Source organism: Vibrio sp. 10N.222.55.A1, from assembly GCF_041473835.1.
GTDB lineage: Bacteria > Pseudomonadota > Gammaproteobacteria > Enterobacterales > Vibrionaceae > Vibrio > Vibrio crassostreae_C.
Map to the genome: position 1 here is coordinate 56,189 of NZ_JBFRSX010000050.1, position 22,227 is coordinate 78,415.

Here is a 22,227-nt window from a genome sequence, read left to right on the forward strand (position 1 = left end):
CAAGCAGAAAAAGCCTGCTTAGATGCAGGCTTTCGTTGGATTGCAGTTCATACTCGCTAAGGTTAGAACTTGTAGTTCAAGCCAACTGAAACTATATATTGAGACTCGTCGTAGAAGGTAATGTTCGAGTCGCTGGTGCCGTAGCCTGCCAGTGAAATAAACGACCAGTTTTCCCAATCCATGAATTGATCATACTCATAGGCGGCGAATAGGTTGATATTGTCGTCGCTGCGTTTCTTGTCGTAGATCGGGTTGCTCGCATCGTAAGAGCGTTGGTTGTAACCCGCTGTTAGTGCGTACTTGTGACGCCCCATGCCACCAAACAAGCTTACCTCACCACCGAATTGGTCGTAAGATTCAGCTTTACCATCAGCATCACGTGTTTGATAGATGACGGATGGAATAAGCATCATGGTACGACTAAGTGGCAGGCGATATTGACCTTTCAAGTAGAGAGTATTGGCATCTCGTTTGAGCTCTTGATCTTGAATATCATCCTTGTCGACATCTTTGGTCGCATAGGCCATGTCTAGCGAGAAAGCTGAGCCCGCAATGTTGCTTAGCTTCAAACGAAACGCATTGCCAGTTTCATCGGTCTTGGTGCGAGCTGATGTGGTGTTGTATGGATCAGCCCAAGTTTCACCAGACATAATGGTTGGCAGCAGTGAAGCGTCGATCACCATGCCTGACTCAAGTTGGTATTTGTAACCGACTTCGAGAACTACAGTACCTGTTGCTACATCATCTCGCGCGGTACCTGTGTATACCTGATGGTTTAGCTTTTCACCAAAGGTATAAGCAACACTACCTAAAGGAGCAACCAGAAAAGAGCTTTCCGAAGAAGCCTTCTGATCTGTGGATGAAAGATTGCTATCAGCATCGGTATTAAAGTTCGAGGTGGAAGAGGTAACCCCGGTATTGAGAGAGATTTCACCACTGAAACCTTGTTGGTCTGCAAGCTTGGCAAAAGCGGGAGAAGCCGCAACGCTCAATGCCAAGAGAGTTATTTTTATTTTCATTCAAGGGCTCCTTGCCCACCGGTTCTTAGGACGGGTTATTAATAGCAGTAAAGCTTTAAACTTCCAGGTTAATTATTTATCAATAATGATTTTTGAACTAGCAAAAAAAAAGGAAGCCGAAGCTTCCTTTCATCAATGGCTTACTTCTTTAATAAGAAGTTCACGAGCTCGAAGTACTCATCAAGAGAGTTGATACCTTGAGCTTCTACTAGGTAGCGGTTGTTAACCACAACAGCGGGTACACCTGAAAGGCCGCTGTCTTTGAATGCTTTGTCGAAGCGACGAACCATAGAATCTACAGCAAAGCCGTTATACGCAGCATCGAATTTCTTCGCATCAACGCCTTCGTCTAGGAAGATTTGACGCAGTTCTTCTTCATCACGTGGTGGCTTGTTCATTGTGTGGATGCGGTTAAACATCACTGGCACCATTTTATCTTCAACTTTCAGTGCAATCATTGTCGCGTAAGCTTTGCTCATTGGCAGACCCATGTTGCCACCCATGAATGAAACATGGTTCTTCTGTAGCTTAGCGTCTTTAGGTAGCTGTTGTTTTAGCTGCTGGATGATTGGCTCAAAGCTATTACAGTGTGGGCAGTAAAAAGAGAAGAACTCTGTCACCATTGGTTTTTTTGATGCTTCTAGGTCGAGAACTTTGTAGTGTTCACCTTCGTTAAATTTCGCAGCGTGAGCGGTAAGGCTCAACATGATCAATGAGAAAAATGCGAATAGCTTTTTCATATATCCAATCTCCATTATGTTTGAATTTTTATCTAGTTGTATGTTGCGATTGCTGTTACCACTGAGGCATTAACGAAAGTGGTGGCTCTTGCAGGGTAGCAATTTGCTCTTTACAAGCAAGTACTTGTTGCTCCCAATATTTCGGATCATTAAACCACGGGAAGGCCAGAGGAAACGCAGGATCGTGCCATCGTTTCGCCAACCATGCCATGTAATGCACCATACGTAGACCGCGTAGTGGTTCGATTAGTTTCAGTTGTGCGGTATTAAAATCGCAAAACTCTTGGTAACTCTCTAGCAAAATATCCAGTTGCATCAGCTTATCTTGGCGCTCGCCATTGAGCAGCATCCACAGATCTTGTATCGCAGGGCCGTTACGTGCGTCATCAAGATCGACGAACATTGGCCCATCGCGCCACAAAATATTGCCAGGGTGGCAGTCACCGTGCAGGCGGATATTCTCAATGTTGCTCGGCCACTGGCTCTCTAGCTCTTTGATCAGAAGGTCAACGTCATTGAAGAAGGCATTTTCTAGGTGCGTCGGGATAAACTGAGAGTTCTCTAGAATCTTACGTGGCTGATAAAGGTATTCATCTAAGCTGATGGTCGGGCGATGCTGGAATGTTCTTCCCGCGCTGGCTTTATGAATACGACCAAGAAAGCGTCCTACGCCTTCCAATTGATCTAGATTGTCAACTTCATACTGTCTGCCGCCAACACTTTCAAATAGTGCAAATAGGTAGCCTTGGTATTCATGTAAGGTTGCACCGTTGATTCGCATTGGAGGCGCAACCGGCATCTCTTGCTCGATAAGCTCGAGTGCGAAGTCATGCTCTTCTTGGATCTGTGCCTTGTTCCAGCGTTGCGGACGATAAAACTTAACGACGTAGCGCTTACGGTCTTCATCGGTGAATTGATACACCCGGTTTTCGTAGCTGTTGAGAGCGAGAAGCCCGGATTCAGCACGAACTCCAATGCTCTCCAGTGCGTACCACATGAAGTCAGGAGTCAGGTTATCAAAGTTAAAGGCTTGCATCGTCATAGAATAAAAAAGGCTCATTACTGAGCCTTTTTCCATTTATTGGGTTGTTATACCAAGCACTAAGGTGTGGGTATCAGAGCTTCTTGATAAAGCGGCTTTCGACTTCCATCGTAAACTCTTCATTATCCGAGAGTATAAACTGAATTGTCGAAACTGGTGAGCTCAGTTTTTCTGGGTCGGCGCCTAAACTGATAGGTAGGTTCAAAACCTCGCCTGGATCGACAGTAATCGTCTGTTTACCATACCAGATAGAATCGGGCAGTCCGCTAACACCGAGTTTGTACTCTTGCTCTTGTTGAGTCTTGTTGATCACTTTCAAGGTGTAGGTGTTTTCAACCAACCCTTGGTTATTGACTCTAAACAGTTGGTTTCGGTCACGCAGAACACTTAGGCCGGCAGGATCAACGCTCGCGATTTGGGCGAAGAACAAGCCCAGCATCACGATCAAGATAGCGCCATAGCCCAACAGCTTGGGACGCATTACCTTGGTCGAGTGACCTTCAAGTCTGTGCTCGGTGGTGTAATTGATCAGGCCTTTCTCATAGCCCATACGCTCCATCGTGTTGTCACAGGCATCAATACACGCGCCGCAGTTAATACACTCGTATTGCAGGCCGTCACGGATATCGATACCCGTAGGGCACACTTGTACACACAGATTACAGTCAATACAGTCGCCTAGACCAAGCTCTTTTGGATCGGCTTTACGAGAGCGAGGGCCACGGCTTTCACCACGTTCTGTGTTGTAACCAACGATGAAGGTGTCTTTATCGAACATTGCCGACTGGAAACGCGCGTAAGGACACATGTGCAGACAAACAATTGAACGCATCCAACCCGCATTGGCATAAGTACATCCAGCAAAGAACAGTACCCAAAACACCGGCCAGAAAGACGAGTTAAAGGTAAAGAAGCCAACCACTAACTCTTTGATTGGGATGAAGTAACCAACAAAGGTTAAGCCCGTCGCAATGGCAATCGCCCACCACGCAATGTGTTTGAGGGTTTTTCTGAGGATTAAATTGCTCGTCAATTTGCCCGAGTCTTGTTTTCTTCGCTTATTGGCAGCGCCTTCTAGCTTCTCTTCGAACCAGATATACATGAAGGTCCAGACGGTTTGCGGGCATAAATAGCCACACCAGACGCGGCCTAAGAAGGTGGTTATGAAAAACAGGCCAAACGCGGCAATCATAAATAGGATCGCGAGTAGGGTCAGATCTTGCGGGTATAAGGTGGTGCCAAAGAAGTTGAACTGTTGGCTGCCGATATCGAGCAAGATCGCTTGACGTTCACCAAAGGGAATCCATGGGATAAGCGCAAAAAGTAAAAGTAAGAACCAACCGCCATAGCGACGCAGTTGTTGGAATTTACCTTTGCTTTCTCGAACATAGATTCGGTTACTTGGGTTAAATCGATCTCCATTACCTTTATGTGTTTTCGGGTTAAAGGTTTTAGGAGTCACATCTTTGATATCGATTTTATCCTGACTCATGGACTATCCTTTTTGTGGCTTGTTTGCCCGGTTAAGTCGGGCATGACGACATTACTTGAAAGTATGGTTTAGAGAACCTGTTGAAATTGAGCTTGGTGCATTTGTTGTTATCGCACTCACTCTTATTATTTTAGAAGATTCTTATGGATGGCGATTATAGCGACAATCTTGTTCTCATTTCTTTAACGCTATCAACCTTTAACAACAAAAGTCATAACAGTTGTGACGAAAAAATAGCGAACAGAAACAAAAAAGCGACCTGGTGGTCGCTTTTTAAAATTGAGTGTTTTATCTATACGGCAATTGAGCTCTAAACTAACGGGCGACTAAAGAAGGCCACGTGCTTTTAGAATTGCGGTTTTGAAATCATCTTCTTGGTCTTTTTTCAGGCCCGGGATCATCTCATCTTTTTCGCTGTTGCGCATTTTTAGGTGATAGATAAGAACATCGTCAGTCAGTTCTTCAAGCTTGCCTTGGTAGCCCGCTTCTTTTGATAGCTTAATGATGAACTCTAATAGGTTAAGCTCTTGATCTTTCTGCCACTCAGGCTCCATCAGTTCAAGCAGTTCTTCAATGCGGTGACACTTCATACTTTATTTCTCCACAAATTTTATAATGATTTGTGGCTAAGGTATCAAATCGGGTAGGGAATACCAATGTGTAAACACATTTCAAGATGGGAGCGGGCAAGAAAAAAGCGCAGTAAAAACTGCGCTTTTTGTTAAGCGGCTTTAATCACTTTCGTTGTAGTCGGTGCTAATAAAGCAGTCTTCTCAACTAGAGTCATTGTAGGAGCCAATTTCTTAGCCGTTGGAGCAGCAACAAAGCCACTACGACGACGCATCGCACTACGGTTGGTGTGCGAGAACCTGACAGCTGTTGGGCGCATTAATTTACCTAACGGTCAGGCATATCCATTGCCAATCTAATGGCCTGATTTACCATGAGCTCCACCTCAATTGCTTGAAGCGTCACTCGTCTGGCTTTCGCCAATCCGAAGAATAAATCAGGATAATGATATGCATGCATATCAAGGCTTAGATTATCACTATCTAAGTTATCGATCGACGCCTGAGTGATAAATAGACGATATTAGAGCTAAAATAGTGTGAGCAGTATATTTGAGTTTGAACCTCTTTCAGGCTTAAGATGATGCTTTAAAGGAGGTGCATATGTCGTTCTTAAAGAAAACGTTAGCAAGTTTTGGAATTGGATCTGCCAAGGTGGATTCTGTATTGCAACAGGAAGTGCTTTATCCAGGCAAGAAGGCGAGCATTATTGTGCATGTCTATGGTGGCGCTCAGCCACAAGAGATCGACAATATCGATCTCAACTTGTGCTGTCGTTACGTCAAAGAAATTACTATGAATTCGCAAAGGCAAGAGGGCGGTCAAACACGTCGAATGCACCAGACATACTCGTTGGCCAAATGGAGCCTGCCGTATGCCTTTGTTATTCAGCCGGGTGAAACCCGTGATTTTGAATGTGAGTTTGATGTCCCGCTGAACACACCTGTCACGATTGGTGATTCAAAGGTGTGGCTAGAAACCGGGCTCGATATTGCGATGGCGATTGATCCATCGGATAAGGATATTTTAACGGTTCGCCCAGATGCACTTCTTGATGGTATTTTTAATGAACTAGAAGCTCAAGGTTTACGCATTCGCCAAGTTGAGTGCGAAGCAGTAGAGGGCTTTGAACTGCCATTTGTTCAAGAGTTTGAGTTTGTCCCTACCACTGGTCCATATCATGGCCGCTGGCGTGAACTGGAAGTGGTTGCTCATCGTGATGAAACCGAGCTTAAGTTGTGGTTTGAGATAGACCGTAATCGCGATGGTGCAAAAGGCATGTTGGCGAGCTTGTTAGGCATTGGCCAACTGCAGCGTCAATTGAGTGTGCCATTGGATACGTCACCACAAGATGCGGGCAAGATGGTACTTGAGTATCTAGACAACGCATCTTAGTTAGCTCTTTGGTTCTGTAGCTTTAGAGACCTTAGCTTCATCACACCGTTTAGGCGTTATTAATGTCATAAAAGATGTCATAAAAATTTAAGCTTACACGTGTAAGCTTAATGTGCAATACTAGGCAAATCGAACATTTACTCTAGTAGGATAATCATGTCTGCATCATCGGCGAGCGAATACAGTGATATCGAAGAACGCGCCAATGCGATAACCCATGGCTTGGGTGTTGTGCTTGGCGTGGTTGGTTTAATCCTGCTGCTGATTCGTGCGTTTGACCATCAAGCCGACATACTGACTATTGCGAGTATGGCGGTATATGGCAGCAGTATTATCCTACTCTTTCTCGCTTCCACGCTTTATCACTCGATCACCACAGAAAAGACCAAGCGATTACTGAAAACTCTCGATCACTGTGCGATCTACTTATTGATCGCGGGCAGTTACACGCCATTTTTATTGGTGAGTTTAAGAACACCATTGGCGATGGGTTTGATGGCAGTGATTTGGGGTATCGCGCTAGTCGGAATCATTATGAAGATTGCCTTCGTCTACCGATTTAAGCGTTTGTCATTGGTGACTTACTTGGCGATGGGTTGGTTATCGCTGATTGTGGTTTATCAACTGGCGATGAATATCGAGATGGGTGGTTTGGTGCTACTAGCACTCGGTGGCGTGATTTACTCGTTGGGTGTGATTTTCTATGTGGCAAAACGCATCCCTTACAATCATGCCATCTGGCATTTGTTTGTGTTGGCGGGCTGCGCTTGCCATTTCTTCGCTATTTATTTGTACGTGACTCCGGTTTAGCGAGCCAGTACCTCAGTAATCTCAGCTTTAATCTGATATTCAGGGTGTTGTTCTAGGTCGAGCTTGATGAGCTTGCCTTCTTCACCCGTCTTTGGTCGTAGGTATGTGTCGGCCATTCGTTTGATTGATTTCCACACCGCAACTTCTTCTTCTGCCAACAACTCACCTTCTGCAGTAAATACGCTGATGTTAAGTGATACCAAAATGACCGCTTGAGTGCCTTGGTTAGTGATGGCTGTCGGAATGATAAGCTCACCATCTTCATAGCGACTTGCACCCAGTACAACATCCACTCCTGACTGAGACAGCTGTAAGCTTGGTTTTTTACTATTAACCACAACCGTTGTGCCACGAGTATTCGTCGCTACCGGGACGGCTACGACAGGTGCTGTTGCAACGGGCACGGCGATCTCTGATGTTGTCGCTGCTGCTTCCGTTTGCTTCGGTGCCACATATTGCCAAGTATAATCATCTTTGAGTAACACTTGTTTGCCATCAGGTAGTGTGACCATTTGATCCGCCAAGGCAGCACTTACGAATACTGAATTTGCGAGCAATGCGCCAGCGAGAAGTACGTATGATTTCATCTGTATTTCCTTGATTTTGTGCTTGGTTAGCGTCGCCAAAAGGCTGGGAAAAATAGAACGATGAGCGTCAGTATCTCGAGTCGCCCCATCAGCATTCCTAAACTTAATAGCCATTTTGCGGCGTCAGGCAGTGGAGCAAAGTTTCCGGTTGGACCTATCACGCTGCCCATTCCTGGACCAACATTGGCAACGGCTGTGATAGCACCGGATATACTGGTTACAGGATCAAGTCCCATCGCACTCAGCCCACCGGCAATTAAGATAATCGTGATAAAGAACATCAGACCAAATGCAACGAGTGAACGTACGATGTCGTCACTGACTGGTCGTTGATTATAGCGTTGAACAAACACGCCCGATGGATGAATCAGTTTCATCATTTGTTTATGGAGCATGGTCATTGCAATTTGGAAGCGGAAGATTTTGATACCGCCAGAGGTTGAACCTGAGCACGCGCCCGCCATCATTAAAAAGGCAAACAGCGTGGTAGGCAAAGCGCCCCACGCGGTGAAGTCTTCTAAGCCAAAACCGGTTGTGGTGACGACTGACACAATGTTAAACATCGAAACACGCATCGCATCCAATACCGTGTAGCCATCTCTGACCACCAGCCATGTGGATATCACAGCACTGGTGACTAAGAATAGGTAAGCGAAGCCTCTCACTTGGGCATCTTTGTAGAGGATAGAGAGCTTTCTACCGCGCAGCGCACTGACAAAGAGTAAAAACGGCAAGCCACCTAAGAACATGAATACAGTACCCACCCAGTGAGCGCTGTTCGAGAAGTGGTTCATAGAACCGTCTGAGGTTGAGTAACCGCCTGTAGATAGCGTGGTGAATGAGTGGTTGATGGCATCAAACACACTCATGCCCGCAAATAGGTAGCTCACCAAGCATAGGCCTGTTAATACCAAATAGACCGCCACGATGTTCTTGGCGACGGTTTTTGCTCTCGGGCTGCTTTTATCTGACCAATCGGAAGACTCAGTTTGGAACAAGCGCATACCACCGACGTTAAGCATTGGTAGAACCGCTACTGCCATTACGATGAACCCAACACCACCAAGCCACTGCAATATAGATCGCCATAATAGAATGCTTGGTGACATGCTGTCTAAGCCGCTTAATACGGTTGATCCTGTCGTGGTGATACCCGACATGGTTTCAAAATAGGCATCAGTGAAGCTGATGTGGTTGATGAAGACAAAGGGTAGTGCAGCGAAGGCGCTGGCAATAGTCCAGACCAGAGAGGTGATCAGGAACATGTCCCGCACCCCTAATCGAAACTTAGCGGAGCGGCCTAAGCTTAAGCAGATGAATGCCACAATGTGCGTGATCACTACCGATTGACCAAACTCGAGGAAGCCACCGGTGCCTGTGAAAAAGGCAACCAATGTGGGGATGTACATGAAAAGGGCGAGTTTTGATAACACTAACCCTATCACTAATAATATCGGACGAAAGTTGACCATAGCTTAATAGACCATCGCTTTGTGCCGAAGCGTCGTTCTCACAAGAAGAAGGTTGCGAGAAGATACTTACGAGAACAAGGCTATAAGAAGAACGGGCTCGGTTGGAATAGAGACTCAACATCAGGTACGTATTTCTTGTCCACTAGGAACATCACTACGTGGTCATCTTGTTCGATTACGGTTCTATCGTGCGCGATAAGTACTTCTTCTCCGCGAACAATCGCACCAATAGTGGTGCCCGGTGGTAGCTTGATGTCGCCAATCGCTCGGCCAACCACTTTCGATGTGGTTTCGTCACCGTGAGCAATGGCTTCGATCGCCTCTGCAGCGCCGCGACGTAGAGATGATACGTTAACAATATCAGCACGACGAACGTGAGTAAGCAGCGCAGAAATGGTCGCTTGCTGTGGAGAGATAGCAATATCAATCACGCCACCCTGAACAAGGTCTACGTAAGCACCACGCTGAATCAGTACCATTACCTTCTTGGCACCCATTCGCTTCGCCAGCATGGCTGACATGATGTTGGTTTCATCTTCATTGGTTAGGGCGATGAACACGTCCACTTGATCGATGTTCTCCTCGGTCAGCAGCTCTTGATCGGCGGCATCACCACAGAATACGATGGTGTTTTCTAATTCTTCAGACAGCTTCTCGGCGCGAGTGTAGCTGCGCTCGATAAGCTTGATACTGTAGCTCTGCTCAAGGCGTTTTGCCAAGCTTGCACCAATGTTACCACCACCGACAATCATGATGCGGCGGTACGGTTTCTCTAGGCGCTGTAGCTCACTCATTACTGAGCGGATGTGGTTACTCGCTGCGACGAAGAACACTTCATCATCGGCTTCAATGATGGTGGTGCCTTGTGGACGAATAGGGCGACCTTGACGGAAAATAGCGGCAACACGGGTATCAATGTGCGGCATGTGCTCACGCAAAGCAGACAATGCGTTACCAACCAGTGGACCACCGTAGTAGGCTTTTACTGCTACTAGGCTAACCTTCTGTTCAGCAAAGCTCACAACCTGCAGTGCGCCTGGGTATTGAATCAGGCGCTCGATGTAGCTGGTCACTAGCTCTTCGGGTGCGATCAGGTGATCGACTGGGATGGCACCTGATTTGAATAACGCTTCTTTCTCTTCTAGGTATTGAGGAGAGCGAATACGAGCAATTCGGTTCGGCGTATTGAAAAGAGAGAAAGCAACCTGACACGCAGCCATGTTGGTTTCATCCATGTTGGTTACGGCAACCAACATGTCGGCATCTTGCGCACCCGCTTCACGTAGTGTGTTTGGGTGGCTGGCATAACCGTTTACAACCCTAAGGTCGTACTTATCCTGAAGTTCACGAAGTCGGTCAGCATTACGGTCGACAATGGTGATGTCGTTGTTTTCACCAACCAGGTTTTCAGCAAGGGTACCGCCAACTTGTCCAGCACCTAGGATAATGATCTTCATAGCCTTTCTCTTTTCTTTACCGTGGTAATTCTAGTTATCTAACTTTATTTTGATAATGCACTAGAAAGAAACAGCGGCTAAGAAATAAATTCTTAGCCGCTGTTAGTTGTTATGCCTGTTTTACTAGAACTGCGTAGTAGAAGCCATCCATATCTTCTTCTCCAGGTAGTATTTGACGACCCGGATTTTCGATATCAGACCCAACCAACGTAGCGTTCTCAGTGCGTGCTAGGAATGCTTTCACTTGCAGCACGTTTTCTTGCGGCGTGATAGAACAAGTCGCATAAACCATGGTGCCGCCTTCTTTCAGCTGACGCCACATTGCATCCATAATCTCGCTTTGCAGTTCAGCCAGCGCATCAATGTCAGACGCACGACGTAGCCACTTGATGTCAGGGTGACGGCGAATGACGCCAGTCGCTGAACAAGGTGCATCAAGTAGGATACGGTCGAACTTATCACCCATCCACCACTCTTCTGGGTAGCGAGCATCACCACAAATTACGTCGGCACGCAGTTGTAGACGCTCAAGGTTATCGTAAACGCGGTCTAGACGTTTAATGTCGCAGTCAATCGCAACCACTTCAGTGTCTTGAGTGTGCTCAAGAATGTGTGCCGTTTTACCACCTGGCGCAGCACAACAATCTAAGATCAGCTCACCATCTTTTGGTGTTAGGTAGTCAACCGAAAGCTGAGCGGCAGCGTCTTGCACTGATACCCAACCTCTGTCGAAGCCAGGAAGCAAAGTAACATCACAAGGTGCAGCTAATTTTATGGCATCGGCTGCTTCTGGGTGCAATGTGTATTCAATGTTTTCGTTTTTAAGTAGTTCAACATACTCGTCACGAGTGTGGTGTTGGCGGTTAACGCGCAGCCACATTGGTGCCTTACTGTTGTTTGCTTCAACCAGTTGCTCCCATTGATCTGGGTAGCTCTCTTGAAGCATTTTTAGAATCCAGCTTGGGTGGCCGTATTTGCCTGCATTGTGACTAACGGCTTTCTCGTCCAGTTCTTCTTGGTCACGTAGGTAGCTACGTAGCACAGCGTTGATCAAACCACTCAGGCTTGGACCACGCAGTGTTTTAGTGCCCTCAACCGTTTCAGCAACCGCGGCATGCGAAGGGATACGCATGAAGCTTAGTTGGTAAATGCCCACCAAGATTAGGTGGTGGAATACACGCTTTTTACCTTTAAGCGGGTTTTCCATCAGTTCGTTAGCGATTGACTCTAAACGAGGCAGGTAACGAAGTGCGCCGTAGCAAATCTCTTGCAGTAGAGCATGGTCTCGTGGACGGATCGTTTTTTGAGCCGCAGGGAGAGCGTGTGACAGAGAGTGGCCTTTATCGACAACTTGGAATAGGACATTTGCAGCAGCAGCGCGAACATTCATGAGGGGTACCGAATATTTATTTGAATACATGAGGGCATCTCTGCCCTCGTAAAGGTTTTCTAAGCTGCGTAATTAGCAGCTTTAAAAGCGGATTAAGAAAGTTGTGTACCAACTTCAAACCAGCTTGCACGTGAGTTCAAGATATCCTGAACTGACATGGCTTTTTTACCTGGAATTTGCAGTTGTTCAAGAACAAGTACGCCTTGCCCTGTCGCAACATAGATACCAGTTTTATCCGCTTGCAGAATGGTACCTGCAGGCTTATCAGAAGTTTGCTCTGCCACACGGCTTTGCCATACTTTAATGCTGTTCTCAGCAGCTTCAAAGTGACTCATTGGCCATGGGTTGAAGGCACGAACGCAGCGCTCAATATGCGCAGCTTCATCACTCCAGTTGATACGCGCTTCTTCTTTGCTTAGCTTCTTCGCGTAGTTCGCAAGCTCATCGTCTTGCTTTTCTGCAACTGCTTTGCCAGAAGCGATGTCCGCTAGACATTCAACAAGCGCATCAGGGCCAAGGCCCGCTAATTTCTCGTACATAGATGCGCTAGTATCTGTCGCTTCGATAGGCAGCGTCGCGATACTTAGCATGTCGCCAGTATCTAGGCCGATATCCATCTGCATGATCGTCACGCCTGTCTCTTTATCACCTGCCCAAATAGAGCGTTGAATCGGAGCAGCACCACGCCAGCGCGGTAGGATAGAGCCATGTACGTTGATACAACCTAAGCGAGGCGTATCTAATACAACCTGCGGAAGCAATAAGCCGTAAGCGACAACAACCATGATGTCAGCGTTCAACTCAGCTAGCTCTTGCTTGGCCTCATCTGACTTGAAGTTTTCTGGTTGGTAAACCGGAATATTGTTTTCAAGTGCGATGTTTTTTACTGGGCTCGCAGTCAGTTTTTTACCGCGGCCTGCTGGTCGATCTGGCTGTGTGTAAACAGCAACAACTTCATGCTCCGAAGACAACAACGCCGCCAAGTGACGGGCGGCGAAATCCGGAGTACCTGCAAAGACAATTCTTAAAGACTGACTCAAGGTAGGCTTCCTTCTAATTTAGTAATAGCAGCGGTTATTAACCTTGTTTCTCGTTGAAACGTTTAATCTTCGCTAGCTTATCTTGGATACGTTTACGCTTTAGTGGCGATAGGTAATCAACAAACAACTTGCCTTCTAGGTGGTCAAGTTCGTGCTGAACACAGATAGCCAGAAGGTCGTCAGCGTCGAATGTGAATTCGTTGCCGTCACGGTCTAGTGCTTTAACCGTTACTTCTGCAGCGCGAGGTACTAGAGCTCGAGCGCCTGGTACAGATAGGCAGCCTTCTTCGATTCCATCTTCGCCGCGCTTCTCAGTAATTTCAGGGTTGATAAGCACCATTGGCTCATCACGTGTTTCTGAAATATCGATAACAACGATGCGTTGGTGGAAATCTACTTGCGTTGCCGCAAGGCCGATACCTTCTTCGTCGTACATGGTTTCAATCATGTCATCAACGAACTTTTGAATCTCTGGGGTAACTTCTTTTACCGGTTTCGCCACGGTACGTAGACGATCATCTGGTAATGTTAATACTTGTAATACAGACATATACACTCGAAATATTGAACTGTGCCGAAACAGCTTAAACCTTGTTGGCTCAATTCTAGACATTTTAGAGGTCAAATGACAGCATCCTGAAGGTAATTCTCAAATCAGATGTCATATATTCAGACCAAGGAACCTAGGTCATGCGTCATTTTTCTCCCATTTTTTCTCTTGTTTGTGCCTCGCTTTCGTTCGCCGCTACGGCTGAAAATAGCGCTCAACCTTTAACCATTAAGCAGGGCGCACCTGAGGCGTATGTGGTGGTAAAGGGCGATACCTTATGGGATATATCTGCGATGTATCTTGATAGCCCGTGGTTGTGGCCAAGGTTATGGCAGGTAAACCCTGAGATAGAAAATCCTCACCTTATTTATCCCGGAGACAAACTGTCGTTGGTTTGGATTAATGGTGAACCTGTCTTGAGCCTCAAGCCTGTTATCAAACTCAGCCCTAAGATTCGTGTTTCTGAGAAGAAAGCAGTACCTACCGTCAACGAGGGACTGGTTCTACCTTATTTACAGTCTGATCGCTTGGTAGAGCAGCAAGATATCGAATCGGCACAACGAGTATTAGGAACCAGTGATGGTAAACGTTTCTTATCGGGTGCAGACCGGTTGTTTATCTCAGGTAACCAACAACATCAAAAGTGGGGTATCTACCGCGCAGTTGAAACCTACCAACGGCAGCAACCCCAAGCGAGTGTTACCTCTTTGCGACTGGTCGCCACTGCGCGCTTAAAAGAGGTGGATGCTGAGTTCAGCAGCTTGCAGATAGACACTCAGCTGCAAGAGGTGCTGCTTAATGACCTTGTGCTACCAGAACTTGGTGTTGATCAGGTGAAGCTCTCTACCACGTTTTATCCTGCACCTAGTGCGGCAGGTCAGTTTGCTAATATCTTGGGCTCATTAGATGGCAGCCAGTACAGCGCGAAGAATCAGGTAGTGGTGATCAACAAAGGTTCACAGGATAACCTTCGCCAAGGTTCTATGTTTACCCTCAGTGAAAGCGGTGCTGTGGTGTTTGGTAAGCAGGGTGAATACAGCTATAAAGAGTCTGCGGCGAGTAATAAAGTGCAGCTACCAAGTACCTCGCTCGGTAGCTTGATGGTCATTCGTCCTTATGAGTATTTTAGCCTCGCGTTGATCACTCAAAGTTCAAAGCCAGTAAGTAATGACATTGTGGCGGTATCGCCTTTGGACCTTGCAGTGACAGAAGAGGGAAGCGAGTGAATGAAGAGCAACTGATCGCTTGGTTAACGTTAAGTTTTGTTCCACAATTGGGTGGCAAGCGCCTTGCTCGTTTGCTGAGTATTGATTCTCCTTCTAATATTGTTGGTTATTCAAGTCAGCAGCTGCAAGCGATTGGCTTGTCTGCCAAGCAAATTGCCTATCTAAGAGAGCAAGCCCCAAGAGAAGTGGAGGCTTGCTTATCATGGCAAGCAAAACAGCCTAACCATCACATTATTACCCCGAATTGCTCACATTATCCCAAACTGCTGAACGAGATCGCCTCTGCGCCAAGTGTGCTTTTCGTTAAAGGTCACGTTGAAAAACTGATCGAGCCTCAAATCGCGATGGTCGGCAGTCGTAATGCCAGTATTGAAGGGTTACAGACAGCGAAGTCCTTCGCCAAAGAGTTTGTCCAAAATGGCTTGATCGTCACCAGTGGCTTAGCGTTGGGCATTGACGGCTATGCTCATGATGGTGCTTTGGATAAAGGAGGAGAGACTTTCGCGGTGCTGGGCTCTGGCTTAGATTCAATTTACCCTGCGCGGCACAGAAATTTAGCCGATAGGATCTGTGAAAATGGGGCGCTGATTTCAGAGTTTCGTCCAAGAGCAAAACCAAGACCTGAACATTTCCCTCGCCGTAACCGTATTATAAGTGGGTTGTCGCTCGGAACTTTGGTGGTTGAGGCAGCTGAAAAGAGTGGTTCTTTGATTACGGCTCGCTATGCCATGGAGCAAGGCCGAGAGGTGTTTGCGCTGCCCGGTTCAATTCATAGCCCAACTAGTCGCGGAGGTAATAGCTTAATTAAAGCTGGAGCATGTTTAGTACAAAATGCTCAAGATGTTCTGATTGAAATAAAGAGTCTGTTAGACTGGTCTATAGATCAGCAGCCCAGTTTGTTCGAGCCTACGCCGAATGAGGGTGAAAATGAGCAATTGCCATTTCCACAGCTGTTAGCTAACGTAGGATTAGAGGCGACACCCGTTGATATTTTGGCACAGAGAACCCATATACCTGTGCATGAGGTCATGATGCAGCTTTTAGAGCTTGAGCTCTCAGGGCATGTTGTTGCAGTTTCCGGTGGCTATATTCGAAAGGGGAGAGGCTAAGCTATGATGATGGACATACTGATGTACTTGTTTGAAACCTACATCCATAGCGATTCTGAATTGCAGGTGGATCAAGATGAGCTGGAAGATGAGCTTCTTCGAGCAGGGTTTCACCAAGATGATATTTATAAGGCTCTCCATTGGTTAGAAGACCTTGCTGCACTGCAAGATACCGATAACCAAGCGGCGATTACTATGTGCTCTAATACCTCGATGCGTGTTTACACAAGTAAAGAGATATCACGTATTAATATGGAGTGTCGTGGTTTCTTGTTGTTCCTTGAGCAGATCAACGTCCTCACGACAGAGATTCGTGAAATGGTGATTGATCGTGTGATGGGGCTTGAGACCAACGAATTTGAATTGGATGATCTGAAATGGATTATCTTAATGGTGCTATTCAATGTACCGGGTAATGAAAGTGCTTACACGCAAATGGAAGAGCTGTTGTACACCAAAGAGCAAGGTATCTTGCATTAACACAGGCTTGTCATGAGTAGTAAGATTGATAATCAGCTTTTTTCAGCACATGAACATGCATTAGAGCATGAACCATGTCCACAGTGTGGTGGAGAGATTCAGCTTCGCCACGGTAAGCACGGTCCATTTTTAGGCTGTAAACAGTATCCGAGCTGTGATTACATTAAGCCGTTGCATCAAAACGATGGCCACGTGGTGAAAGAGTTGGGTGTACCGTGTCCTAAATGCCAAAACGAATTGGTACTAAGACAAGGTCGCTTTGGCATGTTTATTGGTTGTAGCAGCTATCCAGAGTGTAATCACATCGAATCTTTGGATCAACCGAAAGAACAACCTGAAGAACAGCCACTTGTTGCCTGCCCTGAGTGTGATCGAGGTCACTTGGTTGAGCGTAAATCTCGCTATGGCAAAACCTTCTATGCGTGTGATAACTACCCTAAGTGTAAGTTTGCCGTTAATCAGCCACCAGTTATAGGTCGCTGTGAAGAGTGCCAGTTCCCACTGTTACTGGAGAAGAAAACGGCCAGTGGTACCAAGAAGCAATGCGCAGATCGCAAGTGTCACCACATTCAATCTCAATAACTCGATATTATAGACACAAAAAAACGGCGCTCACTGAGCGCCGTTTTTGTGTCCAATAAACTTTTTATATCAATAAGCCAATGTAGGCTTACTTCATCTGCTCAGCAAACTCATGCACAGCAGGGTAGGCTTGTTTATCAAGAATCTCAGCCAATGAGCACAACGCTCTTTGTAATTCTGCGTTGTAATCAGCGCTCACGTTAATGTGGCCCATCTTACGACCTGCACGCTTTTCTTTGCCATACCAATGAACATGACAACCACCTTGAGCAAGAATTGCTTCAGGTAGGGTATCTTCACCAAGGATGTTGATCATTGCGGTTGGACGAATCAGCTTAGTGCTGCCTAATGGCATGCCACATACGGCACGTAGATGGTTCTCAAACTGACAAGTTTCAGCGCCTTGTTGTGTCCAGTGGCCCGAGTTATGAACACGTGGTGCAATCTCATTCACCAGCAGTGAACCTTGAACATCAAAGAACTCTAGCGCGAGTACGCCAACGTAATCTAAACGCTCTGCAACTGCGGTGAACATGGTTTTCGCTTGTTCTTGCAGTTCAATGTCGTCAATGGCTGTTGATAAGCTCAACACGCCATCGGTGTGAACATTTTCAGCCAGTGGGTACACTTGAACCTCTCCATTAGTTCCACGAGCACCAACCAGTGATACTTCACGGTCGAACGGAACAAACTCTTCTGCCACGATTGCTTGATTGTCGGTTGCAGCAATGCACTCGGCCATTTCTGTCCAAGTTGCTTCAACGTTGTCTAAGGTCTTTAAACGCCATTGGCCTTTGCCATCGTAGCCACCAAGTGTGCTCTTCAACACCATAGGTAGGCCAACATGAGCAATTGCTGCGTCAAAGTCTTCACGAGCATTAATCACATAGTACTTAGCGTTTTTTACGTTCGCTTCGTCTAACAGCGCTTTTTCAAGGCGACGGTCACCGCCAGCTTTGATTGCTTGTGTGGTCGGTAAGAACTTACCGCTGCGCTCACATATTTCAAGCACATCATGAGGGATGTGTTCGAACTCAGCAGTAATGACGTCCGCGCGCTCAATCGCATTTTCTAAGCCGTTGCCTAGAATCGCTTGCGTTAATGGATGAACAATATTTTTGCTGCCAACATCAAAAGCAGAAATTTCAATATTCAGCGGTGCCCCAGCGAGGGACATCATGCGAGCAAGTTGGCCCGCGCCTAACACAAGAACATGCATGGGAATTAGTCCTCTGCAGGGTTTGGATTAGCAAGTACCGTTTCTGTTTGCTCAGAGCGGAACGCTTCTACTTTCGCCATTACTTCTTCATTGTGTGTACCAATGATTTGAGCAGCTAGGATGCCAGCGTTCGCTGCTCCCGCTTCACCGATAGCTAGAGTACCTACCGCGATGCCTTTTGGCATTTGCACGATAGAAAGCAGAGAGTCCATACCTTTCAGCGCTTTAGACTGAACCGGAACACCAAGAACAGGCACGCTTGTGAAAGCAGCCGCCATGCCTGGTAGGTGTGCAGCACCGCCAGCACCAGCAATAATGACTTTAATACCGCGCTCTTTCGCACTGGTTGCGTAGTCTGCAAGCAACTGAGGTGTGCGGTGAGCAGAAACCACTTTTGTTTCGTACGCCACGCCAAACTGATCCAACATTTCTGCAGCTAGCTTCATTGTTGGCCAATCAGATTTAGAACCCATGATAATACCGACAGTCATCTCAAACTCCTTCAGGTACGATTTAATTAGTGATTAGATATTTTGCGCGCATTATACGGGTAAAATTACTTAAGGAAAACGTTTGCGTCAGTCTAAGTTGTTAATTGATACATTTTATAAACAAATAGCTTTAGTCACAGTGAATGATAATTTGTACACTTAGCGAGTTCGATAACTGACTTAATGAGGCAACCCGTGGATAACTTTCAACATACATTGCAGGCATTACAACAAGGTGAAGTCATTGCTTACCCGACCGAAGGCGTTTTTGGGGTTGGTTGTGATCCTGATAATCCACATGCCATCAAGAAATTACTCGAGTTAAAACAGCGTCCAGTTGAAAAGGGCTTGATCTTGATTGCTGCAAGTTACGAGCAGCTGCTTCCTTATATTGATGAAAGCCAGTTGACGGAAGAACAGTTGGTAACAGTGAAAGCGACATGGCCAGGTCCGGTCACTTGGATTATGCCAACCAGCAGCAAAGTTACTGACTGGGTCAGCGGCCAGTTTGATTCCATCGCGGTACGAGTGACGGATCACCCTTTGGTTCAACGAATGTGTAATGAGTTCGGCAAGCCGTTAACCTCTACCAGTGCCAACCTGACTGGCGAGCCGCCTTGTATGACGACTGAAGAAGTTCAACAGCAACTGGGTCAACACTTAGTCGCGATTCTAGAAGGCCAAACGGGTGGCCGTGAGAAGCCAAGCGAAATTAGAGATGCAAAAACGTCGAAAATATTAAGACAGGGTTAAACCCTGCAAAGGAAGTAAGATGTCAGCAATTGATAAAGAAGCAGTAAAGCAGTTTTTACTGAGCCTACAAGATTCGATTTGCCAGCAGCTTGAGCAAGCTGATGGTGTAGCGTTGTTTGAAGAAGATGCATGGGAGCGAGAACCTGGCGATCGTCTAGGTGGCGGTGGTCGTACTCGCGTGATGACCAATGGTGCTTTATTTGAACAGGGTGGAGTTAACTTCTCTCACGTCGCTGGTAAAGCAATGCCTGCCTCTGCAACCGCTCACCGTCCTGAGTTAGCCGGACGTAAGTTTGAGGCGATGGGGGTTTCATTAGTTATCCACCCTAAAAACCCATATATCCCAACCTCACACGCGAACGTTCGATTCTTCATTGCGGAAAAAGAAGGGGAAGACCCGATTTGGTGGTTTGGTGGTGGTTTTGACTTAACGCCATTTTATCCTGTCGATGAAGATTGCCAATCTTGGCATCAAACTGCTAAAGATCTTTGTGCGCCGTTTGGTGATGATGTTTATCAAGAACACAAAGAGTGGTGTGATAAGTACTTCTATCTTCCTCACCGAGACGAAACACGTGGTGTTGGTGGTCTGTTCTTTGATGACTTAAATGAGTGGGGTTTCGATAAGAGCTTTGCTTATATGCAGGCTGTCGGTGAAGGTTTTGCTGCGGCGTACTTACCTATTGTCGAGCGTCGCAAAGATACACCTTATGGCGAACGTGAGCGTGACTTCCAACTATACCGTCGTGGCCGCTATGTTGAATTCAACCTAGTTTACGACCGTGGTACCTTATTTGGCCTGCAAAGCGGTGGGCGCACAGAGTCTATATTGATGTCGATGCCGCCGTTGGCTCGTTGGGAATATCGCTATGAACCGCAAGCGGGCTCACCAGAAGCTCTGCTTTATAGTGACTACCTCAAACCTCGAGTTTGGTAGTTCTTCCTTCCTTATAGGGATAGTGATAGGGTCATCTATATAGATGACCCTTTTTATTATTTCTGTTAGGTAAGGATATGACACAGCAAGTAGATCGTTATGCCGTTTTCGGTAATCCTATTGGGCAAAGCAAATCGCCATTCATTCACACATTATTTGCTCGCCAAACCAGCCAACAACTTACCTATACAGCATTACAGCCAGAGCACGGTCAATTTATCACTGCTGCCAAAACCTTTTTCAGCGAAGGTGGTCGAGGGTGCAATGTCACAGCGCCTTTTAAAGAAGATGCCTATCAGTTAGCCAATCGCCTAACTGAGAGAGCTGAACTAGCTGGTGCCGTAAATACCCTTAAGAAGTTAGATGATGGAGAGATCATTGGTGATAACACCGATGGTGAGGGCTTAGTTCAAGACCTGCTTCAACATCAAGTCACGCTAAAAGGAGCACGTGTTCTTCTTCTTGGCGCTGGTGGTGCTGCGAGAGGAGTGATTCAACCTCTTCTCGACCAAAAGCCACAACAGCTGGTGGTCGCTAATCGAACCAGCTCCAAGGCTGAACTTCTGGCTGAGATGTTTTCGTCGCATGGCAACATCAAGGGGATGGGGCTAAGTGATGTTAATGAAGGCTTTGATGTCATTATTAACTCTACCTCATCTGGTCTAAGCGGGCAGCTTCCTGAAGTGTCTGAGGTGATTTTCAATTCTACTAGCGCCGTTTATGACATGGTTTATGGATCTGGAACGACGGTATTCAATCAATGGGCATTAGATAATGGTGTTCATGCTGCTTATGATGGTTTGGGTATGCTAGTGGGGCAGGCAGCAGAAAGCTTTATGCTTTGGCGTGGTCTTCGTCCGGGAACAAAACAGATTTTAAGAGAATTACGTAAAAATCTAGAGATGTAATGGGGTGTTTATAAAAAATGAATCAATCAATTCTATTTCCTGATATCCAAGATTGGGATGAAGAGAGCCGAACAATCACGTTCCCAGCACAACAGTCGGGCGCATTGATTGAATGTGTCATGTCTATTGAGGAATTATCACGATTGGCAGGTAAAGATATAGAAGAAGGCGATCAAGCTTTAGTTATCTTTTCAGAGTTACGTTTCGATATTGAAGAGCTAGCGGAAGAGTTAATAGAAGAAGAGGAGTATGACTCCTCTAATCGGATTCAGATCAAAGCGCTTTAGACTGAAATTACAGAGTCTAGATAGTCATTTTTATTCTGAACGTAGTTGTCTGCAGACTTCTGTAGAAAGGCACGCTCTTTATCATTTAATGGGCGAGCTTGTTTTACTGGGCTTCCTACATAGAGGTAACCGCTTTCAAGTACCTTGTTTGGTGGCACTAAGCTACCAGCACCAATCATCACTTCTTTTTGGATAATCACGCCATCCAACACGATCGCTCCCATACCAACAAGTACACGATCCTCAATAGTGCAGCCATGCAGCATTACTTTATGCCCGATAGTGACATCATTACCTATTAAGAGAGGATAACCGTCAGGGTTTTCAGCATTCTTATGGGTGACGTGCAAGACACTACCATCTTGGATATTCGTTCTCTCTCCAATATGAATGTGGTTCACATCCCCTCGAGCTGCAACCAAAGGCCACACGCTAGAGTCGTTACCGATTTTGATATCACCAACCAGTACTGAACTGGTATCTATATAGACACCTTGCCCAATCTGAGGGGATATTCCTTTATAACTGCGTATTGAACTCATAAATCCTCCTTTATATAGGCACCTTAAGCCCTTAATTAAGAGGAATACTAGTGAAAATGGGGTGTTTTGAACAAAAAACGCTCGAACAATCAAAAAAGTAAGAAAAACTTCAAAAAGGGCTTGCCAGTGT

Annotated in this window: 25 protein-coding genes; 10 read left to right on the forward strand and 15 right to left on the reverse strand. The window is 46.2% G+C overall.

Annotation, left to right across the window (positions count from 1 at the left end):
• Nucleotides 1-62: 62 nt before the first annotated feature.
• The 6 genes from AB4493_RS15720 to AB4493_RS15745 all read right to left on the reverse strand — a co-directional run bounded on the left by AB4493_RS15720 (nt 63) and on the right by AB4493_RS15745 (nt 5,182).
• Nucleotides 63-1,019 carry a DUF2860 domain-containing protein gene (locus AB4493_RS15720; RefSeq protein WP_017066751.1) on the reverse strand — a complete coding sequence of 319 codons (957 nt, stop codon included), beginning with the start codon at nt 1,017-1,019 and terminating at the stop codon, nt 63-65.
• 140 nt (nt 1,020-1,159) lie between these two features.
• Complete coding sequence (locus tag AB4493_RS15725; protein WP_017063015.1) at nt 1,160-1,759, reverse strand: thiol:disulfide interchange protein DsbA/DsbL; 600 nt, start codon at nt 1,757-1,759, stop codon at nt 1,160-1,162.
• A 55-nt stretch (nt 1,760-1,814) separates the two neighbouring features.
• Nucleotides 1,815-2,801 (reverse strand): serine/threonine protein kinase, encoded by a 987-nt coding sequence (locus AB4493_RS15730; RefSeq protein ID WP_017058781.1) that lies wholly within the window; start codon nt 2,799-2,801, stop codon nt 1,815-1,817.
• A gap of 73 nt (nt 2,802-2,874) precedes the next feature.
• Entirely contained in the window at nt 2,875-4,293 is a 1,419-nt protein-coding gene (ccoG, locus tag AB4493_RS15735; RefSeq protein WP_017058780.1) for a cytochrome c oxidase accessory protein CcoG, read from the reverse strand.
• A 326-nt stretch (nt 4,294-4,619) separates the two neighbouring features.
• On the reverse strand, nt 4,620-4,883 hold the full coding sequence (locus tag AB4493_RS15740; protein ID WP_009848104.1) for a YihD family protein: 264 nt from the start codon (nt 4,881-4,883) through the stop codon (nt 4,620-4,622).
• Nucleotides 4,884-5,014: 131 nt separating this feature from the next.
• Nucleotides 5,015-5,182: a hypothetical protein gene (locus tag AB4493_RS15745; protein WP_004739323.1), complete on the reverse strand. Its 168-nt coding sequence runs from the start codon at nt 5,180-5,182 to the stop codon at nt 5,015-5,017.
• Nucleotides 5,183-5,465: 283 nt separating this feature from the next.
• Here AB4493_RS15745 and AB4493_RS15750 point away from each other — a divergent pair, with 283 nt between their 5' ends.
• Together AB4493_RS15750 and AB4493_RS15755 are read left to right on the forward strand one after the other, a co-directional pair.
• Nucleotides 5,466-6,257, forward strand: a complete 792-nt coding sequence (locus AB4493_RS15750) for a sporulation protein (RefSeq protein WP_017058778.1) — start codon at nt 5,466-5,468, stop codon at nt 6,255-6,257.
• Between the two features lie 156 nt (nt 6,258-6,413).
• Nucleotides 6,414-7,067, forward strand: a complete 654-nt coding sequence (locus AB4493_RS15755) for a hemolysin III family protein (RefSeq protein ID WP_017063010.1) — start codon at nt 6,414-6,416, stop codon at nt 7,065-7,067.
• On the opposite strand, the gene AB4493_RS15760 is transcribed toward AB4493_RS15755, so the two are convergent.
• The 6 genes from AB4493_RS15760 to def form a co-directional block, all read right to left on the reverse strand.
• Entirely contained in the window at nt 7,064-7,654 is a 591-nt protein-coding gene (locus AB4493_RS15760) for a DUF3157 family protein (RefSeq protein ID WP_372155375.1), read from the reverse strand. The genes AB4493_RS15755 and AB4493_RS15760 overlap by 4 nt on opposite strands.
• 26 nt (nt 7,655-7,680) lie before the next feature.
• On the reverse strand, nt 7,681-9,126 hold the full coding sequence (locus tag AB4493_RS15765) for a TrkH family potassium uptake protein (protein ID WP_371969073.1): 1,446 nt from the start codon (nt 9,124-9,126) through the stop codon (nt 7,681-7,683).
• Nucleotides 9,127-9,206: 80 nt separating this feature from the next.
• On the reverse strand, nt 9,207-10,583 hold the full coding sequence (gene trkA / locus AB4493_RS15770; protein WP_004735766.1) for a Trk system potassium transporter TrkA: 1,377 nt from the start codon (nt 10,581-10,583) through the stop codon (nt 9,207-9,209).
• 109 nt (nt 10,584-10,692) lie between these two features.
• Nucleotides 10,693-11,973: a 16S rRNA (cytosine(967)-C(5))-methyltransferase RsmB gene (gene rsmB, locus AB4493_RS15775; protein ID WP_017058774.1), complete on the reverse strand. Its 1,281-nt coding sequence runs from the start codon at nt 11,971-11,973 to the stop codon at nt 10,693-10,695.
• A 92-nt stretch (nt 11,974-12,065) separates the two neighbouring features.
• A complete protein-coding gene (fmt, locus tag AB4493_RS15780) occupies nt 12,066-13,013 on the reverse strand; it encodes a methionyl-tRNA formyltransferase (RefSeq protein ID WP_371725274.1) in 948 nt (315 codons plus the stop codon).
• A 37-nt stretch (nt 13,014-13,050) separates the two neighbouring features.
• On the reverse strand, nt 13,051-13,563 hold the full coding sequence (gene def, locus AB4493_RS15785) for a peptide deformylase (RefSeq protein WP_017058772.1): 513 nt from the start codon (nt 13,561-13,563) through the stop codon (nt 13,051-13,053).
• 140 nt (nt 13,564-13,703) lie between these two features.
• On the opposite strand from def, the gene AB4493_RS15790 reads away from it, so the two are divergent.
• The 4 genes from AB4493_RS15790 to AB4493_RS15805 are packed head-to-tail and all read left to right on the forward strand — an operon-like array spanning nt 13,704 to nt 16,960.
• Complete coding sequence (locus AB4493_RS15790; RefSeq protein ID WP_372155378.1) at nt 13,704-14,789, forward strand: LysM peptidoglycan-binding domain-containing protein; 1,086 nt, start codon at nt 13,704-13,706, stop codon at nt 14,787-14,789.
• Nucleotides 14,786-15,898, forward strand: a complete 1,113-nt coding sequence (dprA, locus tag AB4493_RS15795) for a DNA-processing protein DprA (RefSeq protein WP_372155380.1) — start codon at nt 14,786-14,788, stop codon at nt 15,896-15,898. Before AB4493_RS15790 ends, dprA begins: the two co-directional genes overlap by 4 nt.
• 3 nt (nt 15,899-15,901) lie before the next feature.
• A complete protein-coding gene (locus AB4493_RS15800) occupies nt 15,902-16,378 on the forward strand; it encodes a DUF494 family protein (protein WP_029235095.1) in 477 nt (158 codons plus the stop codon).
• Nucleotides 16,379-16,390: 12 nt separating this feature from the next.
• Nucleotides 16,391-16,960, forward strand: coding sequence for a type I DNA topoisomerase (locus tag AB4493_RS15805; RefSeq protein WP_136974243.1), 570 nt, complete (start codon nt 16,391-16,393; stop codon nt 16,958-16,960).
• An 88-nt stretch (nt 16,961-17,048) separates the two neighbouring features.
• Here AB4493_RS15805 and AB4493_RS15810 read toward each other — a convergent pair whose 3' ends face one another.
• Together AB4493_RS15810 and purE are read right to left on the reverse strand one after the other, a co-directional pair.
• Nucleotides 17,049-18,179: a 5-(carboxyamino)imidazole ribonucleotide synthase gene (locus tag AB4493_RS15810; RefSeq protein WP_136974244.1), complete on the reverse strand. Its 1,131-nt coding sequence runs from the start codon at nt 18,177-18,179 to the stop codon at nt 17,049-17,051.
• A gap of 5 nt (nt 18,180-18,184) precedes the next feature.
• The gene (gene purE / locus AB4493_RS15815) at nt 18,185-18,670 is read right to left on the reverse strand and encodes a 5-(carboxyamino)imidazole ribonucleotide mutase (RefSeq protein WP_004735777.1); all 486 of its coding nucleotides are present in this window, start codon (nt 18,668-18,670) and stop codon (nt 18,185-18,187) included.
• A 195-nt stretch (nt 18,671-18,865) separates the two neighbouring features.
• Between purE and AB4493_RS15820 the strand changes: the two genes are divergently transcribed.
• The 4 genes from AB4493_RS15820 (at nt 18,866) to AB4493_RS15835 (ending at nt 21,555) form a co-directional block, all read left to right on the forward strand.
• Nucleotides 18,866-19,423 (forward strand): L-threonylcarbamoyladenylate synthase, encoded by a 558-nt coding sequence (locus AB4493_RS15820; RefSeq protein WP_017058767.1) that lies wholly within the window; start codon nt 18,866-18,868, stop codon nt 19,421-19,423.
• Between the two features lie 19 nt (nt 19,424-19,442).
• Nucleotides 19,443-20,360: an oxygen-dependent coproporphyrinogen oxidase gene (hemF, locus tag AB4493_RS15825; protein ID WP_017069580.1), complete on the forward strand. Its 918-nt coding sequence runs from the start codon at nt 19,443-19,445 to the stop codon at nt 20,358-20,360.
• Nucleotides 20,361-20,437: 77 nt separating this feature from the next.
• Nucleotides 20,438-21,268, forward strand: a complete 831-nt coding sequence (gene aroE / locus AB4493_RS15830) for a shikimate dehydrogenase (RefSeq protein ID WP_017067739.1) — start codon at nt 20,438-20,440, stop codon at nt 21,266-21,268.
• 17 nt (nt 21,269-21,285) lie between these two features.
• Entirely contained in the window at nt 21,286-21,555 is a 270-nt protein-coding gene (locus AB4493_RS15835) for a DUF1488 domain-containing protein (protein WP_017058764.1), read from the forward strand.
• Here the strand turns inward: AB4493_RS15835 and AB4493_RS15840 are convergent.
• Entirely contained in the window at nt 21,552-22,097 is a 546-nt protein-coding gene (locus AB4493_RS15840; protein WP_017058763.1) for a gamma carbonic anhydrase family protein, read from the reverse strand. The genes AB4493_RS15835 and AB4493_RS15840 overlap by 4 nt on opposite strands.
• Nucleotides 22,098-22,227 lie beyond the last annotated feature (130 nt).

Bases quoted from the DNA above. Each gene is read 5' to 3' on its own strand.
- AB4493_RS15720 (WP_017066751.1), bottom strand. From the start codon at position 1,019: ATGAAAATAAAAATAACTCTCTTGGCATTGAGCGTTGCGGCTTCTCCC.
- AB4493_RS15725 (WP_017063015.1), bottom strand. From the start codon at position 1,759: ATGAAAAAGCTATTCGCATTTTTCTCATTGATCATGTTGAGCCTTACC.
- AB4493_RS15730 (WP_017058781.1), bottom strand. From the start codon at position 2,801: ATGACGATGCAAGCCTTTAACTTTGATAACCTGACTCCTGACTTCATG.
- ccoG (WP_017058780.1), bottom strand. From the start codon at position 4,293: ATGAGTCAGGATAAAATCGATATCAAAGATGTGACTCCTAAAACCTTT.
- AB4493_RS15740 (WP_009848104.1), bottom strand. From the start codon at position 4,883: ATGAAGTGTCACCGCATTGAAGAACTGCTTGAACTGATGGAGCCTGAG.
- AB4493_RS15745 (WP_004739323.1), bottom strand. From the start codon at position 5,182: ATGCGCCCAACAGCTGTCAGGTTCTCGCACACCAACCGTAGTGCGATG.
- AB4493_RS15750 (WP_017058778.1), top strand. From the start codon at position 5,466: ATGTCGTTCTTAAAGAAAACGTTAGCAAGTTTTGGAATTGGATCTGCC.
- AB4493_RS15755 (WP_017063010.1), top strand. From the start codon at position 6,414: ATGTCTGCATCATCGGCGAGCGAATACAGTGATATCGAAGAACGCGCC.
- AB4493_RS15760 (WP_372155375.1), bottom strand. From the start codon at position 7,654: ATGAAATCATACGTACTTCTCGCTGGCGCATTGCTCGCAAATTCAGTA.
- AB4493_RS15765 (WP_371969073.1), bottom strand. From the start codon at position 9,126: ATGGTCAACTTTCGTCCGATATTATTAGTGATAGGGTTAGTGTTATCA.
- trkA (WP_004735766.1), bottom strand. From the start codon at position 10,583: ATGAAGATCATTATCCTAGGTGCTGGACAAGTTGGCGGTACCCTTGCT.
- rsmB (WP_017058774.1), bottom strand. From the start codon at position 11,973: ATGAATGTTCGCGCTGCTGCTGCAAATGTCCTATTCCAAGTTGTCGAT.
- def (WP_017058772.1), bottom strand. From the start codon at position 13,563: ATGTCTGTATTACAAGTATTAACATTACCAGATGATCGTCTACGTACC.
- AB4493_RS15790 (WP_372155378.1), top strand. From the start codon at position 13,704: ATGCGTCATTTTTCTCCCATTTTTTCTCTTGTTTGTGCCTCGCTTTCG.
- AB4493_RS15800 (WP_029235095.1), top strand. From the start codon at position 15,902: ATGATGATGGACATACTGATGTACTTGTTTGAAACCTACATCCATAGC.
- AB4493_RS15805 (WP_136974243.1), top strand. From the start codon at position 16,391: ATGAGTAGTAAGATTGATAATCAGCTTTTTTCAGCACATGAACATGCA.
- AB4493_RS15810 (WP_136974244.1), bottom strand. From the start codon at position 18,179: ATGCATGTTCTTGTGTTAGGCGCGGGCCAACTTGCTCGCATGATGTCC.
- purE (WP_004735777.1), bottom strand. From the start codon at position 18,670: ATGACTGTCGGTATTATCATGGGTTCTAAATCTGATTGGCCAACAATG.
- hemF (WP_017069580.1), top strand. From the start codon at position 19,443: ATGTCAGCAATTGATAAAGAAGCAGTAAAGCAGTTTTTACTGAGCCTA.
- aroE (WP_017067739.1), top strand. From the start codon at position 20,438: ATGACACAGCAAGTAGATCGTTATGCCGTTTTCGGTAATCCTATTGGG.
- AB4493_RS15835 (WP_017058764.1), top strand. From the start codon at position 21,286: ATGAATCAATCAATTCTATTTCCTGATATCCAAGATTGGGATGAAGAG.
- AB4493_RS15840 (WP_017058763.1), bottom strand. From the start codon at position 22,097: ATGAGTTCAATACGCAGTTATAAAGGAATATCCCCTCAGATTGGGCAA.